The 13,450-nt window shown below is 58.0% G+C and carries 10 protein-coding genes; 7 read left to right on the top strand and 3 right to left on the bottom strand.

The genetic code is table 11. From position 1 onward, the window contains the following. Positions 1-139 precede the first annotated feature (139 nt). Positions 140-3,067, top strand: a complete 2,928-nt coding sequence (locus MPRO_RS01945; protein ID WP_067286326.1) for an HD domain-containing phosphohydrolase — start codon at positions 140-142, stop codon at positions 3,065-3,067. A gap of 23 nt (positions 3,068-3,090) precedes the next feature. Here MPRO_RS01945 and MPRO_RS01940 read toward each other — a convergent pair whose 3' ends face one another. Next, on the bottom strand, positions 3,091-3,381 hold the full coding sequence (locus MPRO_RS01940) for an acylphosphatase (protein WP_067286324.1): 291 nt from the start codon (positions 3,379-3,381) through the stop codon (positions 3,091-3,093). Beyond that, the gene (locus tag MPRO_RS01935; RefSeq protein ID WP_067286322.1) at positions 3,381-4,634 is read right to left on the bottom strand and encodes a virulence factor BrkB family protein; all 1,254 of its coding nucleotides are present in this window, start codon (positions 4,632-4,634) and stop codon (positions 3,381-3,383) included. Before MPRO_RS01935 ends, MPRO_RS01940 begins: the two co-directional genes overlap by 1 nt. 163 nt (positions 4,635-4,797) lie before the next feature. Between MPRO_RS01935 and arsC the strand changes: the two genes are divergently transcribed. From arsC to MPRO_RS01915, 4 genes are read left to right on the top strand one after another with little or no spacing between them, the layout of a single operon-like run. Continuing rightward, positions 4,798-5,148, top strand: a complete 351-nt coding sequence (arsC, locus tag MPRO_RS01930; protein WP_067286320.1) for an arsenate reductase (glutaredoxin) — start codon at positions 4,798-4,800, stop codon at positions 5,146-5,148. Position 5,149: 1 nt separating this feature from the next. Then, positions 5,150-5,773 carry an NAD(P)H:quinone oxidoreductase gene (wrbA, locus tag MPRO_RS01925; RefSeq protein WP_082708395.1) on the top strand — a complete coding sequence of 208 codons (624 nt, stop codon included), beginning with the start codon at positions 5,150-5,152 and terminating at the stop codon, positions 5,771-5,773. Next, positions 5,770-6,162: a DUF2069 domain-containing protein gene (locus MPRO_RS01920; protein ID WP_067286318.1), complete on the top strand. Its 393-nt coding sequence runs from the start codon at positions 5,770-5,772 to the stop codon at positions 6,160-6,162. The genes wrbA and MPRO_RS01920 overlap by 4 nt, the downstream gene beginning before the upstream one ends. A 14-nt stretch (positions 6,163-6,176) precedes the next feature. Beyond that, complete coding sequence (locus tag MPRO_RS01915) at positions 6,177-7,901, top strand: SufS family cysteine desulfurase (protein ID WP_082708396.1); 1,725 nt, start codon at positions 6,177-6,179, stop codon at positions 7,899-7,901. Between the two features lie 509 nt (positions 7,902-8,410). On the opposite strand, the gene MPRO_RS01910 is transcribed toward MPRO_RS01915, so the two are convergent. Next, on the bottom strand, positions 8,411-9,259 hold the full coding sequence (locus MPRO_RS01910; protein ID WP_082708394.1) for a C40 family peptidase: 849 nt from the start codon (positions 9,257-9,259) through the stop codon (positions 8,411-8,413). Between the two features lie 221 nt (positions 9,260-9,480). On the opposite strand from MPRO_RS01910, the gene MPRO_RS01905 reads away from it, so the two are divergent. Together MPRO_RS01905 and MPRO_RS01900 are read left to right on the top strand one after the other, a co-directional pair. Beyond that, positions 9,481-10,407, top strand: coding sequence for a LysR family transcriptional regulator (locus tag MPRO_RS01905; RefSeq protein ID WP_067286310.1), 927 nt, complete (start codon positions 9,481-9,483; stop codon positions 10,405-10,407). Positions 10,408-10,579: 172 nt separating this feature from the next. Continuing rightward, positions 10,580-13,183, top strand: coding sequence for an ABC transporter transmembrane domain-containing protein (locus MPRO_RS01900; protein WP_067286308.1), 2,604 nt, complete (start codon positions 10,580-10,582; stop codon positions 13,181-13,183). Positions 13,184-13,450: the final 267 nt, after the last annotated feature.

Raw genomic sequence — 13,450 nt, 5'->3', positions numbered from 1 at the left:
TGCGGCCAATGATGAAGCATCCTTGCTTCATGTATTAACCCGCCGGGTTAATATCAATAGCGACACGGCCCGAAAAACCTCCGCCGGGGAAGGGTACGCTATAGTTCACGAGCCGATACCTTGCTCGGACCCCGATCCCATGTTCAGCGTCAAGCCGCGACATTACCCGCTGCATTTGCAGATTACAGCACTCTTCATGCTGCTGATTCTGCTGCTCGGCGGCAGCCTGACCTGGTACAACTACCGCAAGTCCAGCGACCTGGTCCTCACCGCCTCCACCCAGCTATTTGAGCAATATGGCAAACGCCTGCGTCTCGAATTTCAGCGTACCTATCAGCCCATAGTGCAGCTGATCAACATGCTGACGCTGGATTCCATCGTCAAGGCCCAAACGCCAACGGAGCGACTGGCCCGACTTACTCTGCTGGCAAGAGCTCTGGAACAGCGTCCGCAGATTACGGCGCTGCAAATCGGCTACGCCAATGGCGACTACCTCGTCGTCCGTCCCATCAACGAAGACCCGCTCAGTACCCGTTTTAACCCACCGCCAGGCAGCACACTGATCGCCCAAAGCATTAGCGTCGACAGCGAGGAACGCCGACTGCACGAAGAGTACTTTTTCGACGTCGATCTGCACCTGATCGAACAGCGCGACACTGCGCCCTCGGACTATGATCCGCGCCAGCAAAACTGGTATCAGCTTGCACTGGGCCGTGATCAGCATGTCGTCACCGAGCCCTACTTCTTTACTGCCATCCGCAAGGTCGGCATTACGCTGTCCAGTCGCGACCCACTGCAGGGAACAGTTATCGCAGCCGATGTGGCGCTGGACCGGCTGTCGGAGTCCATTTCCGAGCTGCATATCACAGCTCGCAGCGAAATCGTGTTGCTGGATCAAAACCTCAATGCGCTGGCCTATCGTGACCCGGGCAAGCTGGTGCTGCTGGACCAGGACAAGATCATTGATATCGCCCGCCTCGACAGTCTCGGCTCCCAGGTACTGGATGCGGCGAGCAAGCCCGTCGCCGCCGGCCAAAGGCGCTTTCGACTCGAGTTCGACGGCCAAATCTGGCGTGGCGAACTCTATGCGCTGGAGCCCGCCGACGGTATTCACTTTGATCTTCTGACCCTCGTTCCCGAAGCTGAACTCCTCAGCGAGGCCCTGAGTATCCGTCGCCAGTCCAACCTGATCACTGGCATTATGCTGCTGCTGGCACTGCCACTCACCTGGCTCCTGGCACACCAGATATCCCGCCCACTGCGCCAGCTGGCACTGGAAGCCAGCATGATCCGGCGCTTTCAGCTCGATCAACCCATCAGCACCCGCTCGCGCATTCGCGAAATCGACGACCTTGGCCACAGCATGACCGTGATGAAGGATACCCTGAACCAGTTTCTCGACATGCTGGGGGCCATGTCGGCAGAAACCGCCTTTGTGCCGCTAATAGAACTGATTACCACCCAAACTATGGGCGTCAGCCAGGCGGCGGGGGCTGCGATCTACCTGGTCAGTGACGACGACAGCCGTCTGGAGCCTGCCAGCCTGAAACTGGCAGAGCCCATCCAAACAGTGCCAGTACTGCCGCCCTGCTCCTTACACGGAAATCACCAGCTGGCTGATTGTCTGTTACAGGAATCGAGTCTCTCGCAAAGCCTGAACAGGCAGAGTAAAAGCCATCCACTGTTTTCGCTTCTGCAGGCCCTGGGAACAGACCACCTTATGGTCATTGCCATACCGCTGAAAAATCGCAAGCGTGAGTCCGTCGGCGTGCTTTGCCTGCTTTATGGCAACGACCATACCCACTGCGAAGGTGATCGACTCGCGTTTATCGAAACCCTGTCCGGCTTTGCCTCACTCACGCTGGAGAACCGCCAGCTTATTGGCATGGAAAAAGCCTTGCTGGAAGCCTTTATCGAGCTGATCGCAGGCGCCATTGATGCCAAGTCACCCCACACAGGCGGGCATTGTTCCCGCGTACCGGCGCTCACCGCGATGCTGGCCAGAGCAGCCTGCGACAGTTCAGAGCCGGTTTTTGCCAATTTCAGCCTAAGTGCCGATCAGTGGGAAGAGCTGCATATCGCCAGCTGGCTGCACGACTGTGGCAAAGTCACAACGCCTGAATATGTAGTTGAAAAGGCCACCAAGCTGGAAACCTTTTACGACCGCATCCATGAAATCCGCACCCGCTTTGAAGTCCTCAAGCGCGACGCCGAACTGCGTTTCTGGCGACAACTGCATGCAGGCAAGGGCACGGATACCGAGGCACTTAAAGCACGGCTGGAGGCAACCTTGGCCGCAGAGCTGGCGCAACTGGATGCGGACTTTGCCTTTGTCGCCCAGTGCAATCTGGGCCAGGAACAGATGGCGGTGGCAGACCAGCAACGCCTGCGCACCATTGCCAGCCGCGACTGGCAACGCACACTGGATGATCGCCTGGGCATTTCATGGGAAGAACGCCAGCGTCGAACGGGTACCGTTGATACTCTTCCGGTGCAGGAACAGCTGCTGGCCGACAAGGATTTTCATATACATCCGCGTTCAGCAGCCGACCGCATTGCCCCGGACAACCCCTGGGGGTTTAAACTCGACCAGCCGGTGCATCTCTACAACCAGGGGGAACTCTACAACCTGCTGATCAGAGCCGGTACCCTGACGCCCGAGGAGCGCGACAAGATCAACGACCATATAGTGCAGACCATCATCATGCTGGAGAAACTGCCCTATCCGCGCCATCTGCGCGGCATACCGGAAATTGCCGGGGGCCACCACGAACGCATGGACGGGCAAGGCTATCCCCGCAGGCTGACCGGGGCCCAGATGTCACTGCCAGCGCGCATGATGGCCATCGCCGATATCTTCGAAGCCCTCACCGCCACGGACAGACCTTACAAGGACCCCAAACGCCTCAGCGAGGCGCTCAATATCATGGGACAGATGCGCGACCGGGGTCATATAGACCCGCAGCTTTTCCGGCTGTTTTTGCAAAGCGGCGTCTGTGAAGACTACGCCCGTCAGTATCTGACGGCCGCGCAACACGACCGCATTAATATCGAACATTACCTGTAGCAGTGACCTGTAGCATGCAGCGTTCAGCGCCGTATAGTGAAACCCTGCAAGCCAGGATCCAGCTCACAGGGCTCGGCCTCTAGCCCTGAAACCTGTGCAGCGTCTGGCCCGCGCTCTAACCACAGCAGCATCCGACCCAAAGCCTCCGCATCGCCCTGCAGCCAGCCGGTAACGGCGCCATCCGGCTCATTCTGCACCCAGCCCAGCAAGCCTTGGCGGCGCGCCTGCTGGCAGCTAAAGTAGCGAAAGCCAACGCCCTGTACCCGCCCCGTCACCCGTATGCGCCGTGCCTCAATCAAGACAGTCCTTTGCATCAGGCTTCTTCCTTGCGGGCGCTACCGTCTACACCGGTCTGATCGGATTCAAACAGCTCCAGCAGGGGGACATCCAGCTGCTTGCTGCGGTTATGGGCCAGAGCTTGCAGACGCAGATCCAGACGGCGTTGCCACGGGCTAATGGACTCATGGGCAAAGGGTTCCGGCATAGGCCAGGGCAGCACTTGCGTCAGCTCCTGCAGCCGATAATGGGACAGGTCACGACACAGCAGATAGCCGCCCTGCTCATTGCGCTGCACTATGCCCGCGTCCATCAGCAGCACCTGGTATTCATCCCAGCGTCCCTGATCCAGCCCCGCCACTTCCTGCAGTAACACCCGATCCGATAATGCAGTACCGGCCTGTTGTGCCTGCCAAAGGCGGTAGAGCACCGCCACCACGGTTTGCAGATGGGACGTTGCCACCTGGCGGCGTACCGGCTGGTACACGCTCAGCGCCCGGGTAAGCTCTGCGCCCAGCAAAATGATCACCCAGGAGATATAGATCCACAGCAGAAACAACGGCACCGCGGCAAAGGCACCATAAATCAGCTGGTAGGAAGGCGACTGAGTAACAAAAAACGTAAAACCACGCTTGGCGGTTTCAAACAACACCGCCACCACCAAAGCACCGATAAAGGCACTGCGCAGCGGTACCCGACAGTTGGGCACGGCGGCATACAGCAGGGTAAAGGCCGCCGCAGACAGCACCATGGGCAGCAGACTCAGCAAACGCCCGCGTCCAACCACAGCCGCAGCATCATTCACAATCGACAGGCTTGCGAGATAGGAACTGAGCACCAGCCCAAGGCCAATAAGCACCGGGCCCAAACTCAGAATTGCCCAGTACAGCAAGAAGCTCGACATGCCGCGCCTGGGCCGCGAGACGCGCCAGATACGATTGAAGGCCGCCTCGATACTTTTCATCATCATGATTGAGGTCACGGCCAGAAAGGCCACACCTATGGCCGTGAGGTTACGCGCCTGACTGGTAAAGTTGCCCAGATAATCCTGCACCACCTCGCCGGTGGCCGGCACAAAGTTTTGGAACACCCAGCCCTGCACGCTTTCACCTACTCCATGAAATGACGGTATAGCCGCCAGCATCGAGTAGGTCACCGTCATAAGCGGTACCACGGCAAACAGGGTCGTATAGGTCAGAGCTGCGGCATTGAGCACGCCCTGATTGGATACAAACTGGTTCAACAGATAGCGCAGGAAACGCAGCCAGCGCATTTCTAACAGGGCTTTCATGCAGCAACCCTCCCCTGGGGCAGACAGGCTCTGGGAAAATGGGCGCAGGCGTCAGGTGACAGGTTAAACCTGCGCAGGAAAACAGCACTCATGGTGAAGTCCTTTTGCGATAAAGCATTGGCAGTTACAATAGGCGCCGCCAAAAAATCGATACGGAAGCGCCATGAGTCAAGTTACCCTCTATCATAACCCACGCTGCTCCAAGTCCCGAGAAACCTGTCAGCTGCTGCGGGATAACGGCATCGAACCTCTGGTGCGTGAATATCTTAAAGATGTCCCCAGCGCCGACGAACTGCGCGAAGTATTGAGCGCCCTTGACATCAACGCCCGTGCTCTGCTGCGTACCAAGGAAGCTGAATACAAGCAACTGGGGCTCAATGATACCAGCCTGAGCGATGATCAGATTATTGCCGCCATGGTGCAATGCCCCAAGCTGATAGAGCGTCCTATTGTCATCCGCAATGGCAAGGCCCGCATCGGCCGCCCGCCCGAGTCCGTGCTGGAGATTCTCTGAAGTGACCCGCCCAGGCCAGGATAACCCCTACGTACTGGTGCTCTATTACAGCCGCCACGGTGCTACACGCACCATGGCGCAACAGATCGCCCGCGGTATCGAGCAATCCGGCATCGAGGCACGTCTGCGCACGGTTCCGGAGATTTCCAGTATCTGTGAAGCCACAGCGGACTCCATTCCCACAGAGGGTGACCTCTACTGCTGCGAGCAGGATCTGGCCGGCTGTGCGGGCCTGGCCCTTGGCAGCCCCACACGTTTTGGCAATATGGCTGCAGCGCTGAAGTACTTTATCGACAGCACCAGCGCACTCTGGCTCTCCGGCGCCCTGATCAGCAAACCGGCGGCGGTTTTCAGTGCCTCATCCAGTCTGCATGGCGGTCAGGAGAGCACTCTGCTAAGCATGATGCTGCCACTGCTGCACCACGGCATGCTGATTACAGGCCTGCCCTACAGCGAGCAGGAACTTCTGACCACCCAGACCGGCGGCACGCCCTATGGCCCCACCCATGTGGCCGGCCCCAAGGCCGGCCGCAGCGTCGATGCCACCGAACTCAGGCTGTGCCAGGCCCAGGGCAGGCGCCTGGGTGAGCTGGCGGTGAAACTCATACCCCGGAGCCCGCAATGAAAACCACCATAGACAACAATCTCGATGCCAAGGTACGCATTGCCCGCCTGCTGACCCTTGGCAGCTATGCAGCGCTGCTGGGCCTGCTCAGCGCCTGGTATCTGTGGCTGGCGCCAGCCCCCGGCGATCGTCCCTGGGTGGTCTGGCTATGGCACCTGGTGCCGCTGCTGGCCTTTGCGCCCTCGGTCATACTGGGCAACCCCCGCCCCCACGCCTGGCTCTGCTTTGTGCTGCTGCTGTTCTTTATTGAAGCCGTGCTGGCAGCCACCCACCCGGCCACCTTTGGCCTGGGCCTGAGCTACGCCATTCTGGTCAGCGTACTTTTTGCCGCCGCCATGTATTACGCCCGCTGGAAGAGCCAGCTGTTGCGCAGGGCTCAGCAGCACTGATGCCGGACGCACCTATGCTCGATATAAAACGCCTGCGCGCCGACTTCCCCATTCTGGGGGAACAGGTGCGGGGCCTGCCACTGATCTACTTCGATAACGCCGCCACTACCCAGAAACCCCAGGTGGTGATCGATGCGCAATCCGAGTATTACCGCCACAGCAATGCCAATGTGCACCGCGCATCCCACTACCTCAGCAGCCGAGCCACCGAGGCGTTCGAGCAGGCGCGGGAAAACGTGGCGCGCTTTATTGGCGCCGCCAGCCCGCGGGAAATAATCTGGACCCGCGGCGCTACCGAGGCCATCAACCTGGTGGCCCATAGCTACGGTCGCTCGCAGCTGCGCAGCGGCGACCTGATACTGGTATCGACGCTGGAGCATCACGCCAACGTAGTACCCTGGCAGCTGCTAGCACAGCAGATTGGCGCGCGCCTTGAAGCCATACCCCTGCTGGACGATGGCAGCCTGGATCAGACCGCCTACCTGCAGCTGTTACAGCAGGGACCTCGCCTGGTGGCGCTGACCCACGCCTCCAACGCTCTGGGAACCCTGAACCCGGTAACCGAGATGACCCGAGCCGCCCAGGCCGCCGGTGCCAGGGTATTGATTGATGGCGCCCAGTCGACCCCACACCTGTGCATTGATGTACAGGCGCTGGGCTGTGACTTCTTTGTGTTTTCCGGCCATAAAGTGTTCGGACCTACCGGGATAGGCGCACTTTGGGCGCGGGAGTCATTGCTCGAAACCATGCCGCCCTGGCAGGCCGGCGGTGAAATGATCGAACATGTGAGCTTCAAAGGCACCCGCTTTGCAGGCCTGCCCTTCAAGTTTGAAGCCGGCACGCCCAATATCGCTGGCGTAATAGGCCTGGATGCCGCCATCGGCTATCTGCAGCAGTTTGATCGCAGCGCACTGGAAAGCCATGAAAAGCAGCTACTGGCGCGGGCCCTGCAGCTTTGCAGCGATATTCCAGGCTTTAGGTCGGTCGGCAATGCGGCCCAACGCGTCAGCCTGATGTCTTTTTGCATCGATGGCATGCACCAGCAGGACCTGGGCCTGCTGCTCGACCAGCAGGGTATCGCCGTGCGTGCCGGCCACCACTGCGCCATGCCGCTGATGCAGCGTCTTGGCCTGGCGGGAACCCTGCGGGCCTCCTTCGCGTTTTACAACACCCTGGCAGAAGTCGAACACTTTGCCGCCGTGCTCAAGCAGATTGTGCTGGAACACCAGGCACCGGCTCGCAGCTATAGTTCGCCGTCTGAACCCAATCCACAGAGTGCCCTGCAGCCATCTCAGGGGGCGCTTGCGACCGAGCCTGATATAGGCACCAAGGCACTGCTGCAACGCCTCGATGCCTGCCGCGACTGGCAGGCACGCTATCGGGAAATCATGCTACTGGGCAAGGACCTGCCCGCTCTGCATATAGCACAGCGCAATGACAGCAATCGTCTGCACGGCTGCGAGAGTCATGTCTGGCTCACCGTTGACTATCGCGAGGGCAAGTTATGGTTGCAGATGGACTCCGATGCCCGTGTTATCCGCGGCCTGATCGCCCTGCTGCTGGCACTTTTCAACGGCAAAAGCCCGCAGCAGATACTGGACTTCGATCTGCAGGGACTGTTCGAGCGCCTCAAGCTCATGCAACACCTGAGCCCCTCCAGAGGCAATGGCCTGAAGGCCATTGTCGATGCCATCTATCAACATGCCCGTAGCCGCCAGGATAGTGATTCTCGCAGCTAGCAGCCTGTCGGACTTGGCCGGTCGTAGCGAGGCAAAGTCCGACAGGCTGCTAGAGCATTTTCACGAAACACTTATCTGTCTATCGAGGTTGCTTTGAGTGCCTTCTTACTTAGAGACGGCCGGATATGGGTCGAGGTAAGGTGAAAATGTTCTAACTGCCACCGAAACATCAGAGCGGCTCTTGCTTCCCCCTTATGAAGCCGGCGAGCACTGAGGTCATTCGGCGATCAGGCCCGAAGGGGCGCAACAGGGACTGATGCGCCTGCGATGAGGTACATGGATGTACCGTCAGCGCAGCCCGTCGAATGATCTCAGAGCGCAGCGAATAGGCTACATCGGGGCGTATTCTTCAAGGTAAAGAGCCTTGGTTACTTTCTTTGCACGTGCGCGCCAGCAAGGCGCAATAAAAACCATCAAACCGCTCCGATACCCCAGCCTGCACAAGCTCCAACACAGTCACCTTTATCTCGTCTCAACCATCGCAATGGCCGATGTAAGATGAAAATGCGCTAGTCGCCCTGGATACCGGCCGTCGGCATAGCGCTGCCCTGCACAGGTGCGACCTGGTCCGGCTCGGCGCTGACCGGTTCCGGTTCCGGTTCCGGTTCCGGTTCCGGATCACCCAAACAGATAATATTGCGGTACGCATAGCCTGTTTCCAGCATCGGTTTAATGACCTTGAAGTAGGGTGACACATCGAAGTCCCGCGGCGTAAACAGGCTCGGATGACGGCGGAACAGCCGCACCGGAAAACCGGCATTATCGCTGTGTACCACCTCCGGCAGAATCGGATAGGCAATAGCCTGAAAGGCTTCTGCAATCAGTGATGAGCAGATGGCCCGGGTCGGATCACCACTGCCAAGGTGCAGCATATGGCGGCGCCAGTGCGACGGCACAGGGGGTGTGGGAAACAGAAAACGCGCCAGATCAAATATATTCTTGTGATCATATTGCTGTCCCAGGCGCGCCATCAAATAGTCGGTCATGACCTTCACTTCAGCGGCCTGCAGACCGACGGGACGGCAAATGCGGGTATGGTAGGACTCATAACGCTGCAATGAGAGCGCCCGTACGCCAGCCGATACATCCGCCTCGATCAGAATACGCGCCTGGGCACCCAGTTCAGGCCCATCCAGCGCGTGACCTATGCAGAAGGCGGCATGGGACCAGGTCGACTGGGTCAGATACTTGATGGCCGTACTGATACGGCTGGTACCTTCAACCAGCAGCACATCGCCGGGCTGCAAGCAGTGATGCAGTTTGTCGGCGGAACTCGTCGCCTTTGGCGCCAGCCCATCGCGAGGGTGGGACAGGTAGACCGACAACCGATGACCCACGAATTCCAGCATTTGCCACATAAATGCGCCTCAGATCCGGTTGGGATGCAGGGGACCAAGACTCCGTTCCGGCAGCACCTTCGACAGCCTTAATTAGAGCAAGCCTTATCTGCGTAACATCCAGGCCGCAGCTCAACGGCCTCACCCTGCCGACAAATCTGATAGTACATTCTACATAGACGCTTTGCCATTGTTGCAAATAGCGTGATAATGCGGGATCAATCGTTGCCCGGGCTTTACCTATGAATCTCGATAATCTGCGCTATTTCGTACGCGTGGTTGAAGCCAACAGCTTCACCGCCGCCGCCGAACGTCTGGGCACACAAAAATCCACCCTAAGCCGGCGCATCTCTCAGCTTGAGGATGAGCTGGGCATTCGTCTGTTGCAACGCACCACGCGCAAGCTGCATCTGACCCCGGATGGCGAAGAACTGTTCGAACGTTGCCGACCGCTGATCTGTCAACTTGAAGATGCGCGCCACCGGCTCAGTGTTAATCAGCCAGAACCCCAGGGGCGACTCAAACTTACCATGCCCACAGAGCTGGCACTTGCCATGCTCGATAACGTCATGGCGAGCTTCATGCATCAGTATCCAAGGATCCAGATGGAGGTCGAGCTGACCTCAAGGGTTATCGATATGGTGGAAGAAGGTGTCGACATCGCCATTCGGGTCGGTGTACTGGAAGATTCCAGCCTTATAGCCCAGCCTGTCGCCCAGATAGCCCGTGGCCTCTATGCGGCACCGGAATACCTGCGTAAAAGCCCGCCCTTGCAAAGCCCCCATGACTTGCAGCGGCATCGTTATCTCGGCCTGCTGCAACGTTCGGACCCTTTGCATTTTGACAACTGGGATCAGAGCCACAGCTTGCAGATAGAAACACCCCTGCGCACCAACAGCCTGAATTTCGTGCGCTACATGGCGCGACGCGGCTTTGGTATTGCCAGGCTGCCCTGCTTCTTTGCCCAGCCGCTGGTGGACAGCGGGGAGCTTGAAGCGGTGCTGCAGCCATATCCTATACCCAGTATTGCGCTCACTGCCCTTTATCCGAGCCGTCAGCACCTCAACCCTAAAACACGCCTGTTCCTTGATCACCTGCATGCTGAGCTGCGCCAGCATCCCTGGGCGAGTGATGCATTGATCCAGTTGCCTGGCGCCCAGGTACCCTGAATGGAAAAATGCTCAGGCTGAACGCAAAAAACTTCTCCTGCGCCCGACTACACTATTAAGATATGTTTGTTGCATAGCAGCAAAATTTACCTTTTCATGCGTCATGCAGCTTGTTTTGGCCCTTGAACGACCTCTTGCCCAGGGCTTGGCTGTCAGGATCGGAGACCGACCTATGGACAAGTCCATTGTCCGATTTATTCTGCGCTTTAGCCTGCCACAGCAGATTCGTCTATTGCTGATGACAGTCTGCTCTTTCCCAATTCTGTATATATCCCTGGAACTGCCCAAGATCATCATCAACGATGCCATCGGTGATGCAGCCAGCCTCAAACAGGTCTTTGGCACCACCCTTGAGCCAATGCATTACCTGCTGACCCTCTGTGGCCTGCTGCTGACAATGATTTTGATCAACGGCATGGTCAAGATGTACATCAACACCTACAAAGGCATCGTCGGCGAGCGCCTGGTGCGACGCCTGCGCTACCAGCTGGTGGAGCTTATCCTGCGTTTTCAGCCCAGGCGCTTTCAGATGATCAGCCAGGGCGAGCTGATTTCCACCATCACGGCCGAAACCGAGCCCCTGGCAGGTTTCATCGGCGACAGTATCGCCCTGCCTGCGTTTCAGGGCGGCACCATGCTTACCATACTGCTGTTCATGTTCATGCAGGATCCAATACTGGGCATCGCCTCCATTGCGCTTATTCCGCTGCAGATTCTGGTTATTCCCAGACTGCAGCGCAAAATCAATCAGCTTAAGAAAGAAAGGGTTAAAACCGTGCGCCACTTCTCCCAGCGCATCGGCGAGAGTGTCGACGGCATGATGGAGATCCGTCTGCACGGCACCCGACCCTACCACCTGGCCGAATTTTCCAAGATCCTGGGAGAGCTGTTCCGCATACGGCTCGATATCTACAAAAAAAAGTTCTTCATGAAGTTTCTCAACAACCTCATCAACCAGCTGACACCGCTGATGTTCTATTCCATAGGCGGCGTACTGGCCATTCGCGGGGAACTGACCATCGGGGCTCTGGTAGCGGCAGTTGCGGCCCACAAGGATTTGGCCGCGCCCTGGAAGGAGCTGCTCGATTACTACCAGCAGTATCAGGATTCAATGATCAAGTACGAACAGATACTGGAGCAGTTCCAGTCCCAGGATCTGATGCCCGTTGTGCTGGCCAGTGACTCCAGCCCGACCCAGCTGAGCAGCAACATTCGCCTCGACAGAGTCGCAGTGGGCAGCGAGTTAGGCAACCGCCTGGTCCGCAACGTTAACATCGAACTGCCCTCAGGCAGTGGCACGGCCATACGCTGCAAGGACCCGTCGCGTTTGCGCGCACTGGCGCGCACCCTGATCCGATTCAACCCGCCACTGAGCGGCCACCTGCGTTTTGGCGAGGACGACCTTAAGGATCTGCCCTCGGATCTGCTCGCCCGGGAACTGACCTATGTCGGCCCAGACGCCTTCCTGTTTTCCGGCAATATGCTGCAAAACATCAACTACAGCATGCGTCTCAAGCCCCCCAGCGAAACTCCGGAGCAACTAGATGGCCAGCGTCTGTGGGAAATTAGCGAAGCTGAAGCCTCCGGCAACAGTACCGACCGCTTCGACGGTATCTGGACCGATTTTGCCCTCGCCCACGCCGAGAACTGGGAAGATATGCGCCACTGGCTATATGAGGGACTTAAGGTAGTGGGGGCCGATGAACTTATCTATAACGTGGGTATGAACGAGAAGTACAATCCGGCAGAGCGTCCGCAGGAGCTGTCCGATGGACTGCTCAGGGTGCGCCGACAATTATTGCAGCGCGTACCGGAATCCGGCCTTGAACACCTGATCGAGCGATTCGACCCTCAGAGCTACAACTGTGGCCTCTCGGTGGCACAAAACCTGGGCTTCGGTATTCCCTGCCCCCCGGTCAGTACGCCCGCATCCATGGCGGCACATCCACAGATGAGCGCGCTGCTTGAGCAGTTCAACCTTACCGACCATGCCCTGACATGCGGGCGAGATATGGCCGCACGGCTAAGTGAACTGGCGCTTGATGCAGGCCCGCTCGATCCGCTGCCCGACAATTTCAGTGAGTTCGACACACCGGATTTTCGCCGTCAGGTCAGCGAGCTGGAACGCCGGGATCCTGCACGCAGCAACGAGGATCGAATCCTGCTGCTGGAGCTGTTCCTGCGCATAGTGCCGCTGCAACACGGCGATGATCTGCTGGACAGCACTGTCACCGAGCAATTGCTCGCAGCCCGCCAGGTCGTCATGGCCCGCACCGACTGCCCGCTATGCAGCAGTTTCGACCATTTCAGCGAAGATCAAATCAGTGCCGGTCTGAACGTGCGGGAGAATGTTCTTTACGGCAAGGTGGTCGGCACGAATCCCGCCGAACTGCGCCAGCTGCAGCAGCTCATCGACGCCGCCATGCGTGATGAAGACGCCGAATCCATGGTCATGGTACTGGCAGGCTTCACCCAGGTCGGCCTCCGTGGTGGTAGCCTGCCGCTGATAGCGCGCCAGCGCATCCAGCTGCTGCGTGCCATCGTCAAGCACCCCAAGGTGCTGGTCATGCATGAAGCCCTCACCGCCATGAGCCTGGAGGAGCGAGCCACAGTGCTGCGGCGTATTCGCACCCACATGCCAGAACTGACTCTTATCTATCTGGATCAGGAAATACCTCAGGGCGAGCTATTCGATGCCCAGTACGAAATTATCGCCGACGAACTGCAGAGCCTCGAAACAGATCCATTGCCAAGCCTTGCCAGCAGCAATCTGTAATTTTTCTACAGAACGCTATACTAGTGTAGTGTTTCATTCTGTTTAGAGCTTAAGTGGTTATTGGCACGAATGACTTTTTCCAGGATATCGCGGGCACTTTTCGTCCAGATAAATGGCTTTGGATTGGTGTTGTGATGCGCAATGTACTCGTCGATAGTGCCAATCAGTTCGGGTACGCTGGTAAATCCCCCGCGCTTTAGTCGTTCAGTCGTGATATCACGAGAGAAGCGTGCGAGATGTCTATTATACACAACTTACGCCGGCAAA

This window comes from Marinobacterium profundum (assembly GCF_001528745.1).
Lineage (GTDB): Bacteria > Pseudomonadota > Gammaproteobacteria > Pseudomonadales > Balneatricaceae > Marinobacterium_A > Marinobacterium_A profundum.
The sequence above is the reverse complement of the archived record's forward strand: the minus strand, read 5'-3'. Positions and strand labels throughout refer to the sequence as shown.